This is a genomic window from Polaromonas naphthalenivorans CJ2 (assembly GCF_000015505.1).
In the GTDB taxonomy this organism is placed as follows: Bacteria; Pseudomonadota; Gammaproteobacteria; order Burkholderiales; family Burkholderiaceae_C; genus Polaromonas; species Polaromonas naphthalenivorans.
Genome location: NC_008781.1, coordinates 2,320,838 through 2,344,970, shown reverse-complemented (window position 1 = coordinate 2,344,970; position 24,133 = coordinate 2,320,838). Strand labels below are relative to the sequence as shown.

The window sequence follows — 24,133 nt, the reverse complement described above, 5'->3', positions numbered from 1 at the left end:
TCGCTTCTCGTACTGCGCTGCCCCCCGAGGGGGCTGGCCTTGCTTGGGGCGGCCCTGCGCGGCGGCCGTTTCTTAGCCGCCGCGGCGCATCATGTCGAAGAACTCGTGGTTGTTCTTGGTCGCCTTCATGTTTTTCAGCATGAGTTCCATCGATTCGATCTCGTCCATGTTGTACATGAACTGACGCAAAATCCGCGATTTCTGCAGGATTTCGGGTGCCAGCAGCAGCTCTTCCTTGCGGGTGCCGCTGCGGTTGAGATTGATGGCCGGAAACACGCGCTTTTCGTACAGGCGGCGGTCCAGGTGGATTTCGCAATTGCCGGTGCCTTTGAATTCCTCGAAGATCACTTCGTCCATGCGGCTGCCGGTGTCGATCAGCGCGGTGCCGATGATGGTCAGGCTGCCGCCTTCCTCGATCTTGCGGGCCGCGCCAAAAAAGCGCTTGGGCCGCTGCAGCGCGTTGGCATCGACGCCGCCGCTCAGCACCTTGCCTGACGAGGGCAGCACGTTGTTGTAGGCTCGGGCTAGGCGGGTGATGGAGTCGAGCAGAATCACCACGTCCTTGCCGAGTTCGACCAGGCGCTTGGCGCGCTCAATCACCATTTCGGCCACATGCACGTGGCGCGCGGCGGGCTCGTCGAAGGTCGATGAAATCACTTCGGCGCGCACGCTGCGCTGCATTTCGGTCACTTCCTCGGGGCGTTCATCGACTAGCAGCACCATCATGACCACTTCGGGATAGTTGGCAACGATGGCGTGCGCGATGTTCTGCATCATCACCGTCTTGCCGGACTTGGGCGGCGCCACCAAGAGGGCGCGCTGGCCCTTGCCGATGGGCGCGATGATGTCGATGATCCGGCTGGTCAGGTTTTCCTCGGCCTTGATGTCGCGTTCCAGCTTGAACTGCTCGCGCGGGAACAGCGGCGTCAGGTTCTCGAACATGACCTTGTGCTTGTTGTCCTCGGGCGCGCCGTCATTGATCTTGTCGAGCTTGTTCAGCGCAAAGTAGCGCTCGCCATCTTTCGGCGTGCGCACTTCGCCTTCGATCATGTCGCCGGTGTGCAGGTTGAAACGGCGGATCTGGCTGGGGCTGATGTAGATATCGTCGGTAGAAGCGGTGTAGCTCGAATCGGGCGCGCGCAGGAAACCAAAACCGTCGGGCAGCACTTCCAGCACACCATCGGCGACGATGGTTTCGCCCGTTTTGGAGCGTTTTTTAATGATGGCGAACATCAGCTCCTGCTTGCGCATACGGCCGACGTTTTCGATCTCAAGGGCTTCGGCCTGCTTGAGGACTTCAGACACGTGCAGCGCCTTGAGTTCGTTTAAGTGCATGGGATGACTCCTCGCGGAGTTGATTTAGGAAAACGGGGGGAGGCTTGAAAAGAAGCTGCTTCTGAAAAGAAGGGCTGACAAACCGGGAACTCGAACCAGCCGGCAGCAGCCGACGGGTGAATACGAAGCATTATGACAGGAAATTCAGGTAGTAAGGCTAGGGCTTACGAGGGGCGCCGAGGTGGGGCGCTGAAAAGAAAAACAAAAAAACCGGAAAACCCCTCAGGGATTTTCCGGCTGAAAAGAATCGGTCAGGCCAGTTGCTGGTCGATGAATGCGGTCAGCTGCGACTTGCTCAGCGCGCCCACTTTGGTGGCTGCCAGCTGGCCGTCCTTGAACAGCATCAGCGTGGGAATGCCGCGAATGCCGAACTTGGCGGGAATCTCGCGGTTTTCATCGACATTCATCTTGGCGATTTGCAGCTTGCCTTCATAGCCCGTGGCCACTTCGTCAAGAATCGGCGCAATCATCTTGCACGGGCCGCACCACTCGGCCCAGTAATCGACCAGCACGGGGGTGGATGATTTCAGCACGTCGGCGTCAAAGGTGGCATCGGTGGTATGTTTGATCAGTTCATTGGCCATGACGGCTCCTTGGGTCTGGTTACGATAGAGGTGAGTGCAAAAGTTGCGGTCATTGTGGCAGAAACCAAGGGCTCCAGACGCCTGCGCCGCAGCTATCCCGCTGATAGCCAATCTCTTGGGCCTGCATGCCAGCCGTTTTGTCCATCGCAAAAAACTCTTTTTTCTTCCATGCCCCTTTCTTCTTCCCCCCAGCCTGCCGATACGGCAGTCTCCGTGGCTGCCCGCTGCTGGCACCAGGCCATGCGGCGGCTGGCCGAAATCATTGCTTCGCGCGGCCTCCATCCTTCCGAGGTGGTCGTGCTGCTGCCGTATGCCCAGCTGATCCAGCAGGCGCGCCAGACCTGGGCCGACAACGCCGGCGGCACCTTTTTTGTTCCGCGCTTTGAAACCACCATGAACTGGGCCACCGGCCTGGGCGGCACGCTGGGCATGTTCACGCCGTCGGGTGTCGATCTGCGCATGGATGTGTCGGTGGACATGCTGACGGCCGCGTCGCTGCTGGGTCAGGCCGGGCTGGCCGCGCAGCAGGATGCGCTGGCCGGCCGGCTGGTCGAGTCCGCCTGGAGCCTGGCCCGCGTGGCCGCCAGCGTGCTGCCCGCCGAACGCCAGGCCTGGAGCGAGTCGCTCGCCGAGGCGCTGGGCGTGGGCCTGGATTCGCCGGTGCTGGCGCTGGAGGCGGCCGTCGGGCGCATCGCGCTGGCCTGGGTCGCGGCCTCTGGCTATGCATCGGACCGGCTGTTCCAGGCCGAGCCGGCGCTGTTGGTGGTGGTCGAGGGCTTTCAGGTCGAGCCGGTGAACGAGGCGCTGAAGCTTCATTTTGGCGAGCGGGCGCTGTCGATTGCGCTGTGCCTTCCCGAGGACGAGCCGGACCGGCCCGGCGCGCCACAGCCCTCGCTGCATGCCGCGCTGGACGACGAGGACGAGGCCGCACGCGCCGCCGCCTGCGTGCTGGCGCACCTGGCGCAGGGGCGCAGCCCGGTCGCGCTGATCGCGCAGGACCGCCAGCTGACCCGCCGGGTGGCCGCCATGCTGGCCCGGCGCGGCATCGCCATGCGCGATGAAACCGGCTGGAAGCTGTCCACCTCGCGCGCGGCGGCCAGCCTGATGGGCCTGCTGCGCGCCTTGCCCTGGGACGTATCGACCGACGCCGTGCTCGACTGGCTGAAAAATGCCCCGGCCTTTGCCTCCGGCACCGTCACGGCGGCCGAAACCGAGGTGCGCAAGTTCGGCGTGCGCGCCTGGCGCGACCTGCCGGCCGCGCCGCTGGAGGCGCTGGCCGTCGCCCAGCCTTTGGCGCGGCAGGTCAACCAGTTGCGCGACAGCCTGAGCCGTCCGCGCCCGCTGGCCGCCTGGCTGCGCGACCTGCGCGCCGCGCTGCAGTCGGCCGGACAGTGGGAACTGCTCGCCAGCGACGAAGCCGGCCAGCGGGTGCTCGATGTGCTGCGCTTGCATGAGGGCGCCGACATCGAGTTCGAAGACGCGCCGGCCATGAAGCTCAGGGAGTTCACCAGCTGGGTCAACCAGGCGCTGGAAGCGCAAACCTTCTCGCCCGAGCACCCGGCGGCCGAGCAGGTGGTGATCCTGCCGCTGGCGCAGTTGCTGGGCCGGGCCATGCAGGCCGTGGTGCTGCCCGGCTGCGATGAAATCCGCCTGCCGGTGTCGCCCGAGCCGCCCGGCCAGTGGACGCCCGGCCAGCGCGAACTGCTCGGCTTGCCGTCGCGCGAAGCGCTGGCCCGCGTGGCCCGGCAGGCGTGGGACTACACCCTGCAACTGCCCCATGTGGACCTGCTGTGGCGCACCAGCGAAGCCGGCGAGCACCTGATGCCCAGTGGTTTCGTGCAGGAAATTCTGCTCAGCCGCAGCCTGGCGGCGGACCGGGCCGGCGACCCGCGCCGCCTGCGCGCCGTGGCGGCCTGCCCGACGTTGCGGCCGCTGCCCACGGGCGAGGCCTTGCCCGTCAGGCGGCTGTCGGCCAGCAGCTATGGCGATTTGCGCGCCTGTCCCTACCGTTTTTTTGCGCTGCGCCAGCTCGGCCTGCACGAATCCGACGAACTGGAAAGCGAACTCGGCAAGCGTGATTTCGGCAACTGGCTGCACAACCTGCTCTGCCGCTTCCATGAAGCATTAAAAGAGGCTCCCGCGCACGACCTGCCTGCACGAATAGCTATGATTAATGTAGCGGCAGAACAAGCCGCCAAAGAGCTTGGCCTGAGCCACAGCGAATTCCTGCCGTTTGCCGCCGCCTGGACTCCGGTGCGCGACGGCTACCTGGCCTGGCTGGCCGGACACGAAGCCACGGGTGCTCGCTTCGACATGGCCGAGCAGTGGCTGGACATGCCGCTGGGCAGCGAGTTGACGCTGATCGGCAAGATCGACCGCATGGACCGGCTGCCGGGCGGCGAGCTGCTGCTGATCGACTACAAGACCGAGCCGCGCGCCACCACCGCCGAGCGCATCAAAAACGGCCTGGAAGACTCGCAGCTGGCGTTCTACGCCGCCCTGGTGGCCGACGACACGCTGGGCGCCGCCTATGTGAACCTGGGCGAAAAAGAGCCGACCCGCAGCTATGACCAGCCCGACATCGTCGCCCTGCGCGATGCCCTGATCGACGGCATCCTGAGCGACATGGCCCGCATTGCCGAGGGTGCGCCGCTGCCGGCGCTCGGCGAAGGCAAGGCCTGCGACTACTGCGCGGCACGCGGCCTGTGCCGAAAAGACTTCTGGAGTGAACCATGACCGCCGCTTACGAATGCAACGGCCAGCCCGTTTCCGCCGACGCTTTTTACGCCATCGCCTGCGATCCGCGCCGCAGCGTGGCCATCGAGGCCTGCGCTGGCGCGGGCAAGACCTGGATGCTGGTGTCGCGCATCGTGCGGGCGCTGCTCGATGGCGCCAACGCCCCGGACCCTGCCTCCGGCACGCCGCGCGAGCCGGTGCGGCCGCATGAAATCCTGGCCATCACCTTCACCAAGAAGGCCGCCGGCGAAATGCGCGAGCGGCTTGACGAGTGGCTGCAAAAATTCACCCATGCCGACGACGAGACCCTGCGCCAGGAACTCATCATGCGCGGCGTTTCAAGCCAAAAGAGCCTGCAGTCCAATGCGGACATGCGCCGGCAGCTGTCAAATCTATACCGCTCCATGCTCGCCAGCGGGCGGGCTGTGCAGATCCGCACCTTTCACAGCTGGTTCGCCGCCTTGCTGCGCAGCGCGCCCGTGGCGGTGCTGCACCGGCTGGGCATGCCGGTGAATTACCAGTTGCTCGAAGACGACGCCCCCGCCCGGGCGCTGGTGTGGCGCCGCTTTTATGCGGCGCTTGCCAAGGACGCGCTGCTGAAGGCCGACTTCGAGGCGCTGGTGCTGGGCCACGGCCGCCACCAAGCCGACAAGGCCCTGCAGTCCGCGCTGGACAAGCGCACCGAGTTTGTGCTGGCTGACGAAAAAGGCGTGGTCGATGCGTCGGTGCAGCCTTTTGATGTGCAGTTCCCGGAGTTCGCGGGGCTGGCCGCGCCGCAGGACTGCCTGGCGCCGGGTGGCCCGCACCACGGCCTGCTGCTCGCGGCCGCCAAGGCGCTGGGCCGCGCCAGTGCGCCCAGCTTTTCCGCCAAGGGCGTGGAACTGGAGCAAGCCCTGGGTGCGCAGGACCGGCCCGGCATCTTCAGCGCGCTGCTGACCGACAAGGGAACGCCGCGCAAATTCGGCGACAAAATCGTCGGCATCGACACCGTGCGGCAGGCGCAGGAACTGGTGCTGCGGGTGCAGGCGGCCTGCCAGCAGCACGAGGCGTGGCTTCACCAGCAGCGCATGGCCCGCCTGAGCCGCCTGCTGATCGCGCAGTACAACCAGCTCAAGCGCGAACATGGCTGGGTCGATATGAACGATGTCGAGCGGGCCGCGCTGGTCATGCTCGGCGACCCGGTGCTCGCCGGCTGGGTGCAGGAGCGGCTGGACGCGCGCATCAAGCACCTGATGATCGACGAGTTCCAGGACACCAATCCGCTGCAATGGCAGGCGCTGTCGGCCTGGCTGAGCGGCTACGGCGGCGCGGGCGCGGCGCCCAGCGTGTTTTTGGTCGGCGACCCCAAGCAGAGCATTTACCGCTTTCGCCGCGCCGAGCCGCAGGTGTTCCGCGCCGCGCAGGCCTTCGTGGTCGAGGGGCTGGGCGGCGACTTGCTCAGCTGCGACCACACGCGCCGCAACGCGCTGGCCGTCATCGACACGGTCAACGCCGTCATGGGCCATGCGCGCACGGTGGACGGCTACGACGGCTTTCGCGAGCACACCACCGATTCGGCCAAAGCCGGCGCGACCGGCTGCCTGCCGGCGATTTCCCGGCAGCGGGAGGGTGCAGACGCAGACACGTCGCCGGAGGCGGGCTGGCGCGACAGCCTGAGCACGCCGCGCGAACTGCCCGAGGAAACCCTGCGCACGCTGGAGGCGCGCCAGGCCGCCGCCTGGATCTCGCGGCAGCTGGCCACCGGCCTGAAACCATCGGACGTGATGGTCCTGTCGCGCAAGCGGGCCGGCCTGCTGCCGCTGCAGGAAGCCTTGCGCGCGCTGCACATTGCGGCCCAGATCGGCGAGAAAACCGACCTGATCGACTGCTGCGAAGTATTGGATGTGGTGGCGCTGCTCGACGTGCTGGTGTCGCCGCAGCACGATTTGTCGTTGGCCCGGGCGCTGCGCTCGCCGCTGTTCGGCCTGCTTGATGCCAGCCTGGTGCAACTGGCGCTGCTGCAAAAGGAGTTGAAGCTGCCCTGGTCTGAGCTGCTACAAAAAACAGAGCTGCTGGCGCCCGAGCTGCATGCGCTGGTGCCCTTTTTGGCTCGATGGAAGGGCTGGCTGGACAGCCTGCCGCCGCATGACGCCCTGCAAAAGATGTACGACGATGGCGATGTGCTGGCGCGCTTTGCCGCCGCCGCGCCCGCCGCCCAGCGCCCGGCGGTGTTGGCCAACCTGCGCGCGCTGCTGGGCGTGGCGCTGGGGCGCGATGGCGGGCGCTATGCCACGCCCTACGGGCTGATCCGGGCGCTCAAGGCTGGCGGCCTGCTGGCGCCGGTGGCGGTCAACGATGCGGCCGTGCGCCTGCTGACGATCCACGGCGCCAAGGGCCTGGAGGCCGAGGCCGTGCTGCTGCTGGACACCGACACCGCCCCGCGCAACGCCGACAGCATGGGCGTGCTCGTGGACTGGCCCGGCGAAGCCACCGAGCCGCGCAAGTTTGTCTTTCTGGTCAGCGAAGCCAGACCGCCGGCCTGCGCGCAGGAAGCGCTGGCCGCCGAGCAGGCCGCCCGCAAGCGCGAGGAACTCAACGCCCTGTATGTCGCCATGACGCGCGCCCGGCACACGCTGGCGATTTCCTCCATCGAGCCGCACCGCGCGACCATCGACAGCTGGTGGCAGCGCCTGCAGGGGCAAGTGCCGCCGCTGGATGCCCCGGCCCCGCCTGACTCCCTCGGGGAGAAGGCCGACGGTGCCGGCCAGGAAGGCGCGGCTGGCTTCCCAGCCCCGGCCGCCGAGGTTTTTTACCTGCCCGAACTTCCCGCCTTCGAGCCGCCCGCCCCCGAGCCGGCCGCCGAAGGGTCGGTGGCAGAAGACCCGGCCAATGCCCGCGTCGGCAAGGCCATGCACCGCCTGCTGGAGTGGGGCGGGCGCTCGTCGGCCGAACATGTGGGCGCGGTGGCGCGCGAGTTCCGCCTCAACCCGGCGCAGGCGCAGGAGGCTTGCGCGCTGGCGCAATGCATTTTGAAAGGCGAGGGCGCCTGGGCCTGGAGCAACGAGGCCGTCGCCTGGCACGGCGACGAAATCGACCTGGTGTACCAGGGCCTGCCGCTGCGACTGGACCGCCTGGTGCGGCGCAAGGACGCCGGCTTCGAGGGCCAGTGGTGGGTGCTCGACTACAAATCGGCCCCCGAGCCCGAACTGCAGCCCGCGCTGATCACCAAGATGCGCATCTACCGCGCCGCCGTGCAGCGCATCTACCCGAGAGCGACCGTGAAGGCTGCCTTCCTGACCGGGCGGGGCACGGTGGTGGAACTGGCCTGAGCGCCGGTTTCCAGGCAGGCGCCAGCCCGGTTCCGGTGGCCCGCCTGTCGCGCTGGCAAGCTGGGCAACAAGGATTTTCAACCCACTGGCCGGTAAAAAACACCCGCTAACTCTGCATTGCAGAGTTATAATTTTCCGTACTCTGAATTGCAGAGTTAACGGTAAAAATCGGGAGTCCTGTCCATGGCCATGTTTCCTTCGGGCACGCAGCCGCATCTGGCGGCATTGCAGAGCCTGCTTGTGGCCGGGCACCGGCCGATCCAGATGCGCCCCGGCTCGCTGGTGCGCTGGGGCCTGGCGTTTGCCTTGCTGGCCGGCTCCACCGACCCGCTGCTGCGCCTGCCCGCCTTGCAGGGCCAGCCGGCCCTGCAGGCGGCCCTGGCCATGCTGTGGCTGGGTGCGGGCATCGGCCTGACCGCCTGGCTCGACTGGCGCGCCGTGCAGGCCGCAGCCACGCAGGCCGACGAAACCCTGCCGTTTGTCCAGGTGCAGATCAGCAAGGTCTGGATGCTGCTGCTCACCGCAGGCGTGCTCTACACCGGCAGCACCTTCTTTTTTGGCGGTGCTTATCAGGTCTATATGGTGTGGCTGGCACTGGTCGGGCTGGGGCTGTTCCTGCACGGGCTGTTTTCGCAGGAACTGGTGGAATGGGCCGGTGCTGCGGTCTTCCTGATGGCGCTGCTGGTGCTGATGAGCGGCTTGCCGCTGGCGTGGCACCGGCCGCTGGTCGTCAGCACCTCGGGCATTGCCATGCCGCTGCTGGGCTGGCTGCTGCACCGGAGTGCCTCGCCGTTGCCCAATTTGCGCCGCTCCATGACTTGCATGGTGAGCGCCATGGGCCTGCTGGCCGCCAGCGTGCTGCCGGCCATGGCCGCCGTGCAGTGGAGCCAGTCGCTGGCCCTGCCGCCCGACATTCCGGTGTATTCGCAAAAAGCCCTGTTGCAATTGGGCGACGACCCGGCGCGCTGGCCGCGCTACGTGGCGCTGCATGTCGCGGCCGGCACGCCTGTCGAGCTGAAGCTGGACATCGACGGCGGCGTGCTGCGCTCGGCTCCCGGCGGCGCGCGTCTGCGCTACACCTTCACCCAGGACATGGACGTGCTGCTGATCGACGGCAAGCCCAGCCACCACATCCGCCTGGACGGCCAGGACTGGCAGGACGCAGCCGGCTGGCTGCGCATCACCGAACTGGACTTCACGCCCGACCTGACCCAGCCCGGCGGCCTGGCGGTGCACAGCCGCGCCCGCATCGAACTCGGAGGCATGCCGCGATGAACGACCCCGTGAACCCACAAACCGTTCCCGAAGCCGCCCCGGATGCCGCTGACGCTGCGCCCGCGTCCGAATTCGTCGAGGCGCTGGACCCGCTGCTGCACCAGCCCCTGCGCACGCAGATCGCCGCCTACCTGGTGGGCCGGGGCGAGGCCACCTTCAGCGAACTCAAGCGCGTGCTGCAATGCACCGACGGCAACCTCGACGCGCACCTGAAAAAGCTGCTCGCCGCCGACTACCTGCAGCAAGAGCGCCGGGGCGGCGGCGCGCGGCTGCAGACCACCTACGCGCTGACCGCCACCGGCCGCGCCGCCTTTGCCGCCTATCTGGCGCATCTGCAAAAACTGTTCAACCTGACCCAGTGCGACGCGCCTGATCACCGCGCCGGGCTGCTTTCCAAACCTCACCGCGCGTGAGGATTTTTTTCTTCCTCGTTACCACGGAGTTTTTCCCATGTCTTTGAATTTTGTATCGCGCACTTTTGCCTCCATCGCCCTGACGCTGCTGCTGGCCGCCGGCCTGAGCGCCTGCTCGGGCCTGCAGCGCATCACCGGCAGCTTGCCGCAAGCCAGCGTCCTGGATGCCTTGCCGGTCATCAAGCTCGGCCAGCCCAAGCCGGCGCAGGGCGACTACATCGTTTATCTGCCGGCCAGCGAGCCGGTCACGGCCATCGCCAAAGTGCAGGGCACCTTGTTTGAAAAGGCCGACAGCAAGGAACTGCAGGTCAAGCTCAAGCAGGATATGTATCTGTACAAGAACTGGGTCAGCGCCGACAAGCGCCACTGGGTCAAGGACACCGACGCCGTCACCGGCAACGTGCATGTCATGCTGCCCAGCTACGACCACCCGCAGGCCGGCGAAGTGCTGATCGAGCTTAACGCCAGGAACTGAGCCGGGGCGTGGGGCGAGCCATGAAAAAAGTGATATTTCACTTGACTTGGAGCGCGCTCTAACTTTTAAAGTCCTTGTCCATGGAATCCTGCCTGACCATTACCGAGGTTGCAAAGCGAACCGGCTTGACGGCCTACACGCTTCGCTACTACGAACGCATCGGCCTGATTGCGCCGGTGGCCCGCGCGGGCGGTGGCCAGCGGCGCTATGCGGCGTCGGACATGGACTGGCTGGAATTCCTGTTGCGCCTGCGCGCCACCGGCATGCCGATTCAGCGGATGCAGGAGTTCGCCAGGCTTCGAAGCGAAGGGAATGCCACGGCCGGCGCGCGCCGGGAAATGCTTGAAAACCACCTCGCCCAAGTGCTGGCCCAGGTGCAGGCGCTGCAGCAGTCAGCGCAGGTATTGCAGGCCAAGATAGGGCATTACCGGCAGGTCGAGCATTCCTTTTCGCCAGAATCCTCCACTTCGTAAAGGAAAAACCCATGTCATCCAGCCGCTATGAACAAGGCCTCGCCAAACTGCAGCAGATCGACGGCCAGGCCGGAGAAAACGTCATCAACAGCCTGCGCGATATTGCCCCCGACTTTGCCCGCTACCTGATCGAATTCCCGTTTGGCGACATTTACTCCCGCCCCGGCCTTGATCTGCGTTCGCGCGAGATCGCCGTGGTGGCCGCGCTGACCGCGCTGGGCAATGCCGCGCCCCAGCTGAAAGTACATATCGAAGGCGCTCTCAATGTGGGCGTTTCCAGGGACGAAGTCGTTGAAGTCATCATGCAAATGGCGGTTTATGCGGGCTTTCCGGCGGCGCTCAACGGACTGTTTGCGGCCAAGGAAGTGTTTGCCGCCCGGCCTGCCGCCTGCACGCCCTGAATATCTGCCCTTTCTGTGTGTGGCTGCAGGCTGGAGGAGCACAGTGCGAACTGCAATAATCACGGCTTGCCCTTCAAGCCTTCGCTGGCTTGCCCATGAGGCAGATTTCAAGCATTTTTGCGTCGTAGCCCATGCTGGACGGGCGCAATAAGCTATCAAAAACAGAGCGTATCGGGCGCGTCAGAACTCTCCAGCGCTGGCGTCAACCCTTTTTGGCCTCAAGTTGCACCCTGTGCAGACGGATTTTCCTGTGAACAACTCAAGCTCTCTTCCTCAACCGCTGCGCGTGGCCGTCATCGGCGGCGGCCCTGCCGGCCTGATGGCGGCTGAAGTGCTGGCCGGCGCCGGCCCGGCCGTTTCCGTGCGGCTGTACGACGCCATGCCCTCGGTCGGCCGCAAGTTCCTGCTCGCCGGCCGGGGCGGGCTGAACCTGACGCACTCCGAGCCGCCCGAAGTGTTCATGCGTCGCTACGGCGCGCACAGCGCTGCCCTGGAGCCGCTGATCGCCGCCTTCGGCCCGGCCGAGCTGCGTGCCTGGGCCGAATCCCTGGGCATTGAAACCTTTGTCGGCAGTTCGGGGCTGGTGTTTCCCAAGGACATGAAGGCCGCGCCGCTGCTGCGCGCCTGGCTGCACCGCCTGCGCAGCGCGGGCGTGCAGTTTTCCATGCGCCACCGCTGGCTGGGCTGGGCCGAGGGCGGCGCGCTGAAGTTCTCAACCCCTGCCGGCGAAGTGCTGGCAGAGGCTGACGCCGTGGTGCTGGCGCTGGGCGGCGGCAGCTGGGCGCGCCTGGGCTCGGACGGTGCCTGGGTGCCTTTGCTGGCCGAGCGCGGCGTGCCCGTGGCGCCGCTGCAGCCCTCGAACTGCGGCTTTGACGTGGTGGCCGGGCCTGCCGCCGAGGCTGTCGAGCATGGCGAAACCCGGCGCGAGTTTTTAAAAGAGCTGATCGGCCAGAGTCCGGCACCCCAGCCGGGCTGGACCGAGCATTTTTCCAGCCGCTTCGCCGGCCAGCCCTTCAAGTCGGTGGCCATTCACTTCACCGATTCGCAGGGCCGCAGCTTTGCCCGCCGGGGCGAGTTCGTCGCCACGGCGACCGGCGTGGAAGGCAGCCTGATTTATGCCGCTTCTTCGCTGTTGCGCGACGAGATTGCCGCGAACGGCAGCGCGACCTTCCTGCTCGACCTGCTGCCCGACAAGACGCCCGAGCAAGTGCTGGTCGAGGTGCGCCATCCGCGCGGCTCGCGCTCGCTGTCCAGCCACCTGAAAAGCCGTTTGAACCTGGACGGCATCAAGGCCGCCATGCTGTACGAAGTGCTGGGCAAGGAAGCCATCGCCGATCCGGTGAAGCTCGCCGCCGGCATCAAGGCGCTGCCGGTTCGGGTGCTGGCCGCCCGGCCGATTGACGAAGCCATCAGCAGCGCGGGCGGCGTGAAGTTTGAAGCGCTCGATGCCAACCTGCGCATCACCACGCCGGCCGCTGTCCATCCACCCGTGTTCTGCGCCGGCGAAATGCTCGACTGGGAAGCGCCCACGGGCGGCTATTTGCTGACCGCCTGCTTTGCCAGCGGACGCGCCGCCGGGCAGGGCGTTTTGAAGCAGTTGGGGCTGTAAGCGCGCTACATGCCCGACGGGAAGGTCTCGGGCGCTTCGCCGGTGCTCCACACCGGCCCCTTGTCCAGCGGCTCCAGCGCGCTGGTTTCGTCGATGTGGATCATCGCGTCGAACTGCGCGGACAAATGGGTGAAAAAGTAGTGGCTCTGGCGCTCCGTCTCGGGGCGGTAAATGACGCCGATGGCGCGTTGCAGCTGCAGCGGCGCGGTCAGCTTGCGCAGCGCGGCGTTGCTCTTCAAGTCCAGTAAAAAACGGCTGCTCCCGGTGTCGTGAAACACCTTTTCCCAGCTGCCGGGCAGGCCGCTTTGCACGCGCTTGCGCTGCGGCGGCTCTTCCCAGTTCGAGGCGGCCGTGACCCAGCCGTGGTGGGTGCTGAAGCCGATTCGAACGGCCTCGCTGCCGTAGCGGTCGCGCATCAACTGGCCGACGTTCCATTCGCCGCGCTCGCCCATTTCGGTGGCCGCCGCGTCGCCCAGGTGGGAGTTGTGCGCCCATACGGCGATCTTCGGCGGCTGCCCGTCCGCGCCCAGGTGGCGGTCCAGCGCCTGCAGCGTCTCCACCATGTGGCTGTCGCGCAGGTTCCAGGATGACTCCCGGGCGTGAAACATGGTGCGGTAATACTCTTCGGCGTTGCGCACCAGGCGGGCGTTTTGCTGGGCATAAAAAGCCTCGTCGCGCTCCATTCCGGGGCTGGCGGGCAAGTCTGCCGCGTGGCGCGTCATCTCGCGCAGCTGCTGCACCACCGCGTCTTCGCAGCTGGGCGCCAGCCCGAAGCTGGCGGCGTAGCCATAGGCCTGGCTGTCTTCGGCTGCATGGTCAAAGCAGCTGTAGCGGTAACGGGCGCGCTCGGCCGCTTCGGGGTCCACGCGTTTCAGGTAAGCCAGCACTTCCTGCATGGAGGTGAACAGGCTGTACAGGTCCATGCCGTAAAAGCCCACCTGGGTGCCGGGGCTGCGGCCGGTGTTGTAGTCGCGCAGCCATTCGATGAAATCGCGCACCTCGGTGTTGCGCCACATCCAGGCCGGAAAGCGCTTGAAGCCCGACAGCGCGGACGCGGCATCCGCATCCGCGCCCAGGCCGCGCACATAGCGGTTGACGCGCCAGGCATCGGGCCAGTCGGCTTCCACGGCAATGGCGGTGAAGCCTTTTTCGGTGATCAGCCGCCGCGTGATGGCGGCGCGCTCGCGGTAGAACTCCTGCGTGCCGTGCGAAGCCTCGCCCAGCAGGGCAAAGCGCGCAGGCCCGATCAACTCCATCAACGGGTCGTAATCGTGCGCGGCGCCGGTCAAGGCGTGCAGATGCTGCTGCAGGCCGTCCACCAGCGCATTGCGGGGATGGTGTGGCTGGTGTGGATGGGCCTGCTGCGGTGGGAATGGGGTTTTTTGCTTTTTAAGCGCCAACTCATGCTCGCTGCGGGCTTCTTCGAGCAGCGTGATCACCTCCTCGTCGCTGGCCTGCGGAAAATGTTTGTACCACAGGCCGACGGCGCGAAACGGCGACGGCGTGGCGACGCAGACCACCTCGTCGGCCTCGCTGCGCATCGCCTGGCAGGAGTCTTCGGCGCCCACCGGCACGGCCACCACCAGATGGGCCGGATGCCGCTGGCGAACGGCCAGCACGGCCGCGCGCATGGTGGCGCCGGTGGCCAGCCCGTCATCGACCAGGATCACGGTGCGGCCTTCAATGCTGATCGGCGGGCGGTGGCCGCGGTAGAGTTGCTCGCGCCGCACGAGTTCGTCCTGCTCCCGCGCAACGGCTTCAGCCACTTCCTCGGGCGTGACGCTCAGGCCGTGCAAGGGCGTCATGACGCGCACGCCGCCGCTGGCGATGGCGCCCATGGCGTATTCCTCATGGCCGGGAAAACCCAGCTTGCGCACCACGAAAATGTCCAGCGGGGCCTGCAGCGCGCGCGCCACCTCGAAGCCGACGGCCACGCCACCGCGCGGCAGGGCCAGCACCAGCAGGCTGGAGCGGCCCGCATAAGGCGCCAGCTTTTCGGCCAGCACCACGCCGGCCTGGTGGCGGTCGTGAAAGGGCAGGGTTACTTCTTTCATGATTGACTCTCCCTAATCGGTTTTGTCCTGTGTTGGCGATGACGGTTTTTGGCCTGCCAGATGGGCCTTGAGCCAGGATGCAGCCAGTTCGGCCACTTCCTCCAGCGCGCCTTTTTCTTCAAACAGATGGGTCGCGCCCTGGACGATGACCAGCCGCTTGTCGCAACTCAGATGCGCGAACGACTGCTCGTTCAATTCCACGACGCCATGGTCCGCGCCGCCGACGATCAGCAGCGTGGGCGCGGTGACGGCGGCCAGCGCCACCGGGCCGGCCAGGTCGGGCCGGCCGCCGCGCGAGACCACGGCGGCAATTTGCTTGCCCAGCCGGGCTGCGGCAATGATGGCCGCCGCGCTGCCGGTGCTGGCGCCGAAATAGCCGATGGGCAAGTGCTGCAGTTCGGGCTGCGCCATGGCCCAGGTGGTCGCGTCCTGAAGGCGGCCGGTGAGCAGGGCGATGTCGAAGCGGTGTTCGCGGGTGTGAAGGTCGATCTGCTCTTCCTGCGCCGTCAGCAGGTCGAACAGCAGCGTGGCCATGCCGGCTTGCTGCAGCTTGCGCGCCACCAGCCGGTTGCGCGCGCTGTGCCGGCCGCTGCCGCTGCCGTGAACAAACAGCACCAGGCCAACAGCGTCGGCCGGCCGTGTCAGGTCGCCGTAAAGCCGGGCGTCGCCGCTGGGAATGCGGACTTCACGCGAAACGGGGGCTTGCCCAAGGGTGTTCATGACGGTTTCCAGCGTAGAGGAATTCAAAGCCTAGAACAAATCAGCGCATGGGGCTATCGGGATTTTTCGGATTTTCGTGTAGTCCTGCGTTTGCAGGAGGCATTTTTTCGATGAAATTGGCTGTTTGCGCAAGTGGGATGTGCACTTCTTGCTATGAAAAGCATAGTGTCGTGCTTAATGCGCTGGGCCTTGGATGCGGTCAAAGCAGCACGTAGCCGAGCGGTTGAAAACCCAGGCATCCATGCTGGTTTCGTTTGTCACAAAAACAAGACAGCTCCATTTTTCCATCGGCGCCCCCGCATTGGAGGCGCGCCGCAGGCCGGAACAAGCACGATTTTGCTTCGAAAAATGAAGTGGCGCAGCACGGATGCAACGCTCCCCGGGGCAAGCCGGCCGGCTCGAAAAGTTAACACATTTCTAGGGATTGCCGGGGGTCAAACCCAATCGCAAACTAGTTCAAGTCAACTGGGCATGCGTGCTGCAATCAACGTATTGTTGGCAAAGATTGCAGGCGCACTGTTGGCGGCTTGCGCGTTTCTTGATGGTTTTTCGGCACAGACGAATAACGAATAACAAATAACTGGACGCCGCGCCCGTTGTCCAGGCAATGGAGTGATCTATGTTTACCTGGATCATCGGCTCAAGCCTTAAATTTCGTTTCCTGGTGCTGGCCATCGCCGCCATGCTGCTGTTCTTCGGAACCCAGCAACTGCGCAAGATGCCGGTCGATGTGTTCCCTGAGTTCGCGCCGCCCAAGGTCGAAATCCAGACCGAAGGCCCCGGCATGACCGCCACCGAGGTCGAGGAACTCATCACCATCCCCATGGAAGACCAGATGCGCGGCGTGCCGGGCGTGCAGTACGTCCGCTCCTCGTCGGTGACGGGGCTGTCGCAGGTGGTGCTGCTGTTCAAGATGGGCAGCGACCTCATGGACGCGCGGCAACGCGTGCAGGAGCGCCTGAAGCTGGCGATTGCCGAGCTGCCCAAGTCGTCCGGCATGCCGGTGATACTGCAGCCGCTGTCCTCGACCAGCCGGGTCATGAAGATCGGGCTTTCATCGAAGGTCCACGACCAGATGGACCTGTCGATGATCGCCTACTGGACGATCAAGTTCCGGCTCATGTCCGTGCCCGGCGTGGCCAGCATTCCCATGTGGGGCGACCAGATCAAGTCCCTGCAGGTGCAGGTGGACCCCAGCCTGATGCGCGCCCACAATGTCACGCTCGACGAGGTCATGGAGACCACCTCGGACGCGCTGGACATCGGCATGCTGACCTACAGCTCCGGGGGCAAGGCGCGCATCGACGGGATGATCGACACGCCCAACCAGCGGCTCGCCATCCATAACGAGTCGCCGGTGTTTTCGGTCGAGCATCTGGCGCAGGTGCCGCTTTCCCTCAAGGGCCGTCGCCCTGATCCGCCGCGGCTGGGCGATGTGGGCAAGGTGGTGTGGGACACCTGGCCCCTGATCGGGGACGCCGTCATCAACGACGGGCATGGCCTGATGATGATCGTCGAGAAGCTGCCGTGGGCCAACACGCTGGAAGTCACGCGCGGCGTCGAGGAAGCGCTGGCGGCATTGAAACCGGGTCTGCCCGGCGTCGAGATCGACTCCACGATCTTCCGGCCGGCGACCTTCATCGACCTGTCGATGCAGAATCTGACGCGGGCGCTGATCATCGGCTGCCTGCTGGTGGTCATCGTCCTGGGCGCCTTCCTGTATGAATGGCGGGTGGCGCTGATCAGCGTGATTGCGATTCCGCTGTCCCTGGTGACGGCCGGGCTGGTGCTCTACCAGATGGGCGCGACGATCAACACGATGGTGCTGGCCGGCTTCATTGTCGCCCTCGGTGATGTCGTGGACGACGCGATCATCGATGTCGAGAACATCGTGCGGCGGCTGCGCCAGCACCGGCTGGCGGGCAGCGGCAAATCAACCGCGCGCATCATCCTGGAAGCGTCCCTTGAGGTGCGTTCGGCCATCGTCCATGCCACGGTGATCGTCGTGCTGGCCGTGACGCCGGTGTTCTTCATGGGCGGGCTGTCGGGGGTGTTCTTCGAACCGCTGGTGCTGGCCTATCTGGTGGCGATGCTGGCGTCGATGGTGGTGGCGCTGACGGTGACGCCGGCCCTGTCCTTGCTGCTGCTCAATCGCGCCGGCATCGAGCACCGGCAGTCGCCGCTGGTGCCGTGGCTCAAGCGCCATTACGGCGCGATGCTGTCACGGGCCATCCAGGCGCCACGCGCGACCTTCGCCGCCGCCCTCATCCTTGTCGTCGCGGCCATCGGCGTCTGGCCTTTCCTGGGCGCGTCGCTGCTGCCGGCGTTCAAGGAACGGGATTTCCTGATGCATTGGGTTCCCCCCGAGGGAACCTCGCACCCGGAGACGTTCAGGATCACCCAGGCGGCCAGCCGCGAGCTGCGCGCCATTCCGGGCGTGCGCAACTTCGGCGCCCACATCGGACGCGCCGTGGGCGGGGATGAACCCTACGGCGTGAATTTCACCGAGAACTGGATCAGCATCGATCCGAAGGCCGACTACGACCAGACGCGCGCGAGCGTCGAGGCCGCCGTCGCCGGCTACCCCGGGCTGTACCGCGACGTGCAGACCTACCTGAAAGAGCGCATCAAGGAGGTGCTGACCGGGGCTGGCGAATCCATTGTGGTGCGCATCTTCGGCCCCGAGCTGTCGGTGCTGCGGGACAGGGCGCACGACGTGGAAACCGCGCTGAAGGATATTCCCGGCCTCATTGATCTGCATCTGGAGCAGCAGGTCGATATGCCCCAGGTGCAGGTCAAGGTGAACCTTGAAAAAGCCGCCCGCTACGGAATCAAGCCCGGCGACGTGCGCCGCGTGGTGAATGTGCTGATGTCGGGCATCGAAGTCACCGACATCCACCGGGGCGGCAAGGTCTATGACGTCTTTGTGTGGACGGCGCCGTCGGTGCGCAACAACGTGGACGACATTCGCGAGTTCCTGATCGACACGCCTTATGGCGGGCGCGTGCGGATCGCCGAGGTGGCGGATGTCAGGATCGCGGCGACACCGAACAAGATCAAGCGCGAAAACAACTCGCGGCGGATTGATGTTCACGCCAACGTCAAGGGGCGCGACCTGGGCGCGGTGGCGAACGAGGTCGAGGCCCGCCTTTCAAAAATCAGTTTCCCGATGGGCTACTACCCGCAGCTGCTGGGCGAGTACAAGGAGCGCCAGTCGGCGCAAAGGAATCTGCTGGTCGCCTCGGTGTTCGCTGTCGTGGCGATATTCCTGATTCTCCATGCGACCTTCCGCAATTTCCGGCTCGCCGGCATGATCTTCCTCGCCCTCCCGGCGGCGCTGGTCGGCGCGGTGCTGGCGACCTTCGCCGCCGACCGGGTCATCTCGCTCGGCTCGCTGGTGGGCATCATCACCATCCTGGGCCTGTCGGCGCGCAACGGCATCATGCTGATCGAGCACTGCCGCTACCTCCAGCAGGAGGAAGGCGAGCCCTTCGGTATCGGGCTGGTTTTGCGCGGGGCCAGCGAGCGCCTGTCGCCGATCCTCATGACCACCCTGTGCACAGCCCTGGCGCTGCTGCCGCTGATTGTTCCAGGCAGTATTCCCGGCCACGAGATCGAGCACCCGATGGCGGTCGCCATTCTGGGCGGCATCATCACCTCGTCCCTGCTGAGCCTGTTCGTCGTGCCGATCCTGTACCTGCGCCATGGCGGCAGTTCCGGCGAGCCGAGCGATGCTCTGCCCGTCCGGGCGGCATCGGCCTGGCCAGCAGTTGGCAAAACATGAGCCGAGCCGGAAATTCAAGGAATCACGGAGAAAAACCCATGCTTCGCTTACCCGGCTATCTTGGTGCCATTGCGTTGGCTATCGTTTTGATGCTGGGCGCACCGGCACGCGCGCAGAACGCCGCGCCAGAGCACAAGGCCATGCCGCGTTCGCAGGCCAGCGACGCCGCAGCCGAGAGCCACACACCCAAAGCCGCACAGGATGCAGCCGAGCCAGACCATATTCGTGGCCAGGTCAGCAAGGCCGATGCGTCTTCAATCACCGTGAAGACCGGCGACGGCAAGACGCTGGGCATCGGGCTCAATGCCGACACCACCTTCATCGGGCTGACCAAGGGAAGCTTCGCGGACGTGGATTTTGGCGTCTATGTAGGCGCCGTTGCGGTGAAGCTGGAGGAATACAGCCCCATCGTGCGCGATTCGGCGGTCTGGCTGCACAAGGGCTTCGAATTGCGGATCATCGATGAGAAATTGCGCGGCATCGCGCTGGGCCACAAGAAGTGGGACCTGACGCCCGACAGCATCATCTCCCACGGCTGGGTGGACGACCTGGAGGTCCGGGTGCTGTCGATCAAGTGGGGCTCCACCGACTACGACGAAACGGACGTGGAAGTGCCGCGCGACGCGCCGGTCCACAAAATGTCGCTCGGCGACAGGAGCCTGATCACGGCGGGCGCGCGGGTCTTTGTCGGCGCGAAAAAGGGTGCGGACGGAAAGTACGTGGCCCTTTTCGTTTTTGTCGGCAAAGACGGCATCGTCCCGCCGCTGTAGCAAGTGATGGTCTGGAATAAAGAGGTACTCAAACATGAAAGCCCAACACATGGCCGCGCTAGCGCTACTCTGGCTGGCACCGGCGGCAGCGAACGCAGCGGCTCCGGGAGGATCGCCAGCGGCCGGGAAGACCGCCGCAGTCACCCTGGAGCAGATTTCCGGGAGCAGCGTCAAGCGCGTCACCTTGAGCGCGAAGGCGGCCCAACGCCTGGGCATCGAAACGGGTAAGGTGAGCGAACAGTCGCTCATCCGCAGGCAGATGGTCGGCGGGCTGATCACCCTTCCGGCCGGCCGGCAACCCGGGCCAACGCCGGGCGGCGGCACTTTTGGCGGCTTCGCGCAGGCGGGGGCTGGCGCCATGCCGGCCTCGCCCGCCGGGGTTCAGAAGCTCGCCGCAGGCCTGCCGGCGCAACCGCCTGTCTCTGCACTCGTCGCAGTGGCGAGCGCACCGGGCAGCGCAGCCAGCCCGGCCCTGGCGGCATCACCGCCCACGGCGAACCTGCCCATCGTGGGCGACGCCTGGGTGCAGGTGAGCCTGTCGCCGGGGGAACTGGAACGGCTGACGAAGGAGCAGCCGGCACGCCTGCTGGCCTTGTCCACCCGCGACAAGTTCGCCAGCGAGCTGCTTGCGCAGCCTTCAGGCGTGGCGCCGGTCGAAGACGCCAAGCGTTCGATGCTGACGCTGTACTACGTGGTGCCCGGCAGGGACCATGGCCTCATGCTGAACAGCCGGGTGCGGGTCGAGTTGCAGTATTCAGGCAATGAGGAAAAGCAGAAGGTCGTGCCCTACAGCGCCGTGTACTACGACGGCAAAGGCGCGGCCTGGGTCTATGTCAACACCCAGCCGCTGACCTACGAACGCCAGCGCATCGAGGTCGAACGTGTTGCCGGCGACCTGGCGGTGCTTTCCGGTGGCCCGCCGGTCGGTACACCCATCGTCACCGTGGGCGCGCCACTGCTCTTCGGCGCCGAGATTTTCGGCAAGTAGCGAAGTGGCGACGTAATGGTTGGGTCAACAAGGCAAGGGAAGGGGGTTCGATATGTTCCGCTGGATCATTGGCTCTAGCTTGAAGTTCCGCTACCTGGTGCTGGGGATCGCCGCAGCGCTGGTCGTATTCGGGAGCAGCCAGCTGAATAAGATTCCGGTTGATGTCTTTCCCGAGTTCGCACCCCCGGTGGTGGAGGTTCAGACCGAAGCCATCGGCTTGTCGGCCGAGGAGGTGCAAAGCCTGATCACCCTGAACCTGGAAGAACTGCTCTCCGGCGTGCCCTGGCTGGAATCGATTCGCTCGCAGTCGGTGACGGGCCTGTCGTCGATCATGCTCACCTTCAGGCGCGGCACCGACCTCATGAAGGCCAGGCAGATGATCCAGGAGCGCCTGACACTGGCCTACACGCTGCCCAACGTGGCCCAGCCGCCGGTGATCCTGCAGCCCCTGTCGGCGACTTCGCGTTTCATGATGGTCGCGATTTCGTCGGACAAGGTCGAGCCGACGGAGCTGTCGCTGCTCACGCGCTGGACCATCAAGCCGCGCCTGCTGGGCGTGCCCGGCGTCGCCAACGTGGCGATCTGGGGCCAGCGCCTGCGGCAGATGCATGTGCAAATCGACCCCAACCGGCTGCGCGACGCCAAGGTGATGCAGGAAGACATCATCGCCGCCGCCGGAGACGCGCTGTGGGTGTCGCCGCTGACGTTCCTGAAAGGGTCGGCACCCGGGACCGGCGGCTGGATAGACAATAAAAACCAGCGGCTCGGCGTTCAGCACCAGATGCCCATCGAGGCGCCCGAAGACATGGCCAAGGTGGCCGTCACCACGCCGTATTTGCTGCTCTCCGGCAAGAACCTGGCGCTGGGCGATGTCGCCGAGGTGACCTTCTCGCATCCGCCGCTGATTGGCGACGCCGTGGTGAGCAACGGCGGCGGCCTGATGCTGGTGATCGAGAAATTTCCGTCCGCCAACACGCTGGAAGTCACGCGCGCGGTTGACCAGGCGCTGGCCGAACTGAGCCGGGGCCTGCCCGCCGTGAAGGTCGATAGCCATGTGTTCCGGCTGGCGTCGTATGTCAACGAGTCGGTCTCCAATCTGACCCGGGCCATCGCCATCGGCGGCGTGCTGGCGATGCTGGTGATTGGCGCATTCCTGTTCAATTGGCGCAGTGCCCTGATCAGCGGGGTGTCAATCGTGCTCTCGCTGCTGGCCGCGGTGATGGCCCTTCACCTGGCCAAAGCCACGATCAACACCATGATCCTCGCCGGACTGGTCGTGGCCCTCAGCGTGGTGATCGACGATGTGGTCGTCAACGTGAACACGCTCCTGGAACGGCTGCGTGCGCGCCAGCCGGGCAGCAGGGTGTCGATTTTTGCCGTCATCTTCGAGACCACGATGAAATCGCGGCGCGACGCCCTGTACGCGACGCTGATCGTGATCCTCGCCGTCCTGCCCATCTTCTTCATGGGCGGAATAGCAGGCGCGTTCTTCGAGCCGCTGGTGATTGCCTACCTGCTCGCAGTGCTGGCTTCCATGCTGGTGGCGCTCACGGTGACGCCCGCGCTGAGCCTGATGCTGCTGGGAAAAACCACTTCCGGCGACCGCGAATCGCCCGTCGCGCTCTGGCTGGGCGCCAGATACGATGCGGCGCTGCGGCGCGTCATCGGTGTGCCGCGCAAGGTGTTTCTGGGCGCCGGCATCGCGCTGCTGGCCGCCATCGGGGTCTGGCCGCTGCTGGGCCAGTCGCTGCTGCCTGCCTTCAAGGAGCGGGACTTGCTGGTGAACTGGTCAACCCCGCCCGGCACGTCCCATGCCGAAACCTACCGCATCACCTCCCGGGTCAGCCAGGAGTTGCGCTCGCTGCCCGGCGTGCGCTCGGTGGGCGCGCATGTGGGGCGCGCGGTGACGGGCGACCAGGTCGTCGGCATCAATTCGAGCCAGATCTGGATCAGCCTTGAGCCAAATGCCGACTACGACAAGACCGTCGCAGCGATACGGGAGACGGCTGACGCCTATCCGGGCATCACGCACACGGTGCATTCGTATTTGCGCGACAAGGTGCGCGAAGTGCTCACCGGCGCGAGCAATGCCATCGTCGTGCGCATTTACGGCCAGAAGATCGATGTCCTGAACCGCAAGGCCGAGGAAGTCCGGCAGGCGCTTTCCGGCATCAAGGGCATTGTCGATCTGCGCACCGATGGCCAGGTGGAGGAGCTTCAGGTGCAGGTCAAGGTCGATCTGGACGCCGCCGGCCGCGCCAACGTCAAGCCGGGCGATGTGCGCCGCTCCACGGCGACCGTGTTTTCCGGCCTGGTGGTGGGCTATCTGTTCAAGGAGCAGAAAATCTACGAGGTGGTGGTTCACGGCGTGCCCGAGGCGCGCCAGAGCCTGAGCAATCTGCGCGATCTGTGGATCGAGAAATCGGATCGCACCTACTCGCGCCTGGGCGACATCGCCGACGTGCGCCTGGTCTCGACGCCGACGGTTTTGCGGCACGAGCGCATCGCGCCTTACGTCGATGTCGTGGCCAACGTGGCGGGGCGCGATGCGGGCGCGGTGGCTGACGAGGTCGAAGACCGGCTGGACAAGATCCAGTTCCCGCTTGAATACCACCCGGAGCTTTTGGGGGAATCGGCCGAGCGCGAAAGCGCCCAGCACCACATGCTCGGTGTCGGCGTGGCGGCCTTGATCGGTATTTTCCTGCTGCTGCAGGCTTGCTTCGCCAGCTGGCGCCTGGGGCTGATCGCTTTCCTGGGGCTTCCGGCGTCGGTCGCAGGCGGGGTGCTGGCGGTGCTGGCCAGCGGCGGCGTGGTGTCGCTGGGATCGGTCGTGGGCTTCTTCGCGGTGCTGGGGATTGCCGCGCGCAACACCGTCTCGCTGATGGATCACTACCAGTATCTCGAAGCAGAGGAACAGGTGCCGTTTGGGCTGGCCCTGGTTCTTCGCGGCGCGCGGGAACGGCTCTCGTCCATCCTGGGCGGCTCCATCGCGATCATCGCCGCGCTGCTGCCGGTCATTGCCTTCAAGCTGAGCGCCGGTTTCGAGATCGTGCAGCCGATGGCCATCGTCATCGTGGGCGGACTGCTTGCCTCCACGCTGTTTACCTTGTTCGTCATGCCGGCGCTGTATCTGCTCACCGCGTCAACAGCGCAACGCCAGTCTGATCTCGGCCTGGCTGGCGCGTGAAAACGGAGCAAGGGCAGGAGA

General features: G+C 65.6%; 17 protein-coding genes. 13 read left to right on the top strand and 4 right to left on the bottom strand.

Annotation, left to right across the window (positions count from 1 at the left end; genetic code table 11):
* Window positions 1-72: 72 nt before the first annotated feature.
* The gene (gene rho, locus PNAP_RS11005) at window positions 73-1,335 is read right to left on the bottom strand and encodes a transcription termination factor Rho (protein ID WP_011801582.1); all 1,263 of its coding nucleotides are present in this window, start codon (window positions 1,333-1,335) and stop codon (window positions 73-75) included.
* A gap of 251 nt (window positions 1,336-1,586) precedes the next feature.
* Entirely contained in the window at window positions 1,587-1,919 is a 333-nt protein-coding gene (gene trxA, locus PNAP_RS11000) for a thioredoxin TrxA (RefSeq protein ID WP_011801581.1), read from the bottom strand.
* A 168-nt stretch (window positions 1,920-2,087) separates the two neighbouring features.
* Between trxA and PNAP_RS10995 the strand changes: the two genes are divergently transcribed.
* The 8 genes from PNAP_RS10995 (at window position 2,088) to PNAP_RS10960 (ending at window position 12,609) form a co-directional block, all read left to right on the top strand.
* Entirely contained in the window at window positions 2,088-4,655 is a 2,568-nt protein-coding gene (locus PNAP_RS10995; RefSeq protein WP_011801580.1) for a PD-(D/E)XK nuclease family protein, read from the top strand.
* Window positions 4,652-7,963, top strand: coding sequence for a UvrD-helicase domain-containing protein (locus tag PNAP_RS10990; RefSeq protein WP_011801579.1), 3,312 nt, complete (start codon window positions 4,652-4,654; stop codon window positions 7,961-7,963). Before PNAP_RS10995 ends, PNAP_RS10990 begins: the two co-directional genes overlap by 4 nt.
* Window positions 7,964-8,146: 183 nt before the next feature.
* Window positions 8,147-9,238 carry a hypothetical protein gene (locus PNAP_RS10985; protein ID WP_011801578.1) on the top strand — a complete coding sequence of 364 codons (1,092 nt, stop codon included), beginning with the start codon at window positions 8,147-8,149 and terminating at the stop codon, window positions 9,236-9,238.
* Complete coding sequence (locus tag PNAP_RS10980) at window positions 9,235-9,651, top strand: transcriptional regulator (RefSeq protein WP_011801577.1); 417 nt, start codon at window positions 9,235-9,237, stop codon at window positions 9,649-9,651. The genes PNAP_RS10985 and PNAP_RS10980 overlap by 4 nt, the downstream gene beginning before the upstream one ends.
* A gap of 37 nt (window positions 9,652-9,688) precedes the next feature.
* On the top strand, window positions 9,689-10,126 hold the full coding sequence (locus tag PNAP_RS10975) for a hypothetical protein (RefSeq protein WP_011801576.1): 438 nt from the start codon (window positions 9,689-9,691) through the stop codon (window positions 10,124-10,126).
* A gap of 80 nt (window positions 10,127-10,206) precedes the next feature.
* Window positions 10,207-10,599 carry a MerR family transcriptional regulator gene (locus tag PNAP_RS10970; RefSeq protein WP_011801575.1) on the top strand — a complete coding sequence of 131 codons (393 nt, stop codon included), beginning with the start codon at window positions 10,207-10,209 and terminating at the stop codon, window positions 10,597-10,599.
* Between the two features lie 11 nt (window positions 10,600-10,610).
* Window positions 10,611-11,000, top strand: a complete 390-nt coding sequence (locus tag PNAP_RS10965; protein ID WP_011801574.1) for a carboxymuconolactone decarboxylase family protein — start codon at window positions 10,611-10,613, stop codon at window positions 10,998-11,000.
* Window positions 11,001-11,250: 250 nt separating this feature from the next.
* The gene (locus PNAP_RS10960) at window positions 11,251-12,609 is read left to right on the top strand and encodes a TIGR03862 family flavoprotein (protein ID WP_041377190.1); all 1,359 of its coding nucleotides are present in this window, start codon (window positions 11,251-11,253) and stop codon (window positions 12,607-12,609) included.
* Window positions 12,610-12,614: 5 nt separating this feature from the next.
* Here PNAP_RS10960 and PNAP_RS28250 read toward each other — a convergent pair whose 3' ends face one another.
* Entirely contained in the window at window positions 12,615-14,663 is a 2,049-nt protein-coding gene (locus PNAP_RS28250; RefSeq protein ID WP_011801572.1) for an erythromycin esterase family protein, read from the bottom strand.
* A 12-nt stretch (window positions 14,664-14,675) separates the two neighbouring features.
* Entirely contained in the window at window positions 14,676-15,383 is a 708-nt protein-coding gene (locus PNAP_RS10950) for a dienelactone hydrolase family protein (RefSeq protein WP_011801571.1), read from the bottom strand.
* Window positions 15,384-15,536: 153 nt separating this feature from the next.
* Between PNAP_RS10950 and PNAP_RS26925 the strand changes: the two genes are divergently transcribed.
* From PNAP_RS26925 to PNAP_RS10930, 5 genes are read left to right on the top strand one after another with little or no spacing between them, the layout of a single operon-like run.
* A complete protein-coding gene (locus tag PNAP_RS26925) occupies window positions 15,537-15,956 on the top strand; it encodes a hypothetical protein (RefSeq protein ID WP_157040265.1) in 420 nt (139 codons plus the stop codon).
* A gap of 46 nt (window positions 15,957-16,002) precedes the next feature.
* A complete protein-coding gene (locus tag PNAP_RS10945) occupies window positions 16,003-19,167 on the top strand; it encodes an efflux RND transporter permease subunit (RefSeq protein ID WP_011801569.1) in 3,165 nt (1,054 codons plus the stop codon).
* Window positions 19,168-19,205: 38 nt separating this feature from the next.
* Complete coding sequence (locus tag PNAP_RS10940; protein ID WP_011801568.1) at window positions 19,206-19,937, top strand: hypothetical protein; 732 nt, start codon at window positions 19,206-19,208, stop codon at window positions 19,935-19,937.
* A 34-nt stretch (window positions 19,938-19,971) separates the two neighbouring features.
* Window positions 19,972-20,925 (top strand): efflux RND transporter periplasmic adaptor subunit, encoded by a 954-nt coding sequence (locus tag PNAP_RS24955; RefSeq protein WP_011801567.1) that lies wholly within the window; start codon window positions 19,972-19,974, stop codon window positions 20,923-20,925.
* A 52-nt stretch (window positions 20,926-20,977) separates the two neighbouring features.
* Window positions 20,978-24,112: an efflux RND transporter permease subunit gene (locus tag PNAP_RS10930; RefSeq protein WP_011801566.1), complete on the top strand. Its 3,135-nt coding sequence runs from the start codon at window positions 20,978-20,980 to the stop codon at window positions 24,110-24,112.
* The last annotated feature ends 21 nt before the right edge of the window (window positions 24,113-24,133 follow it).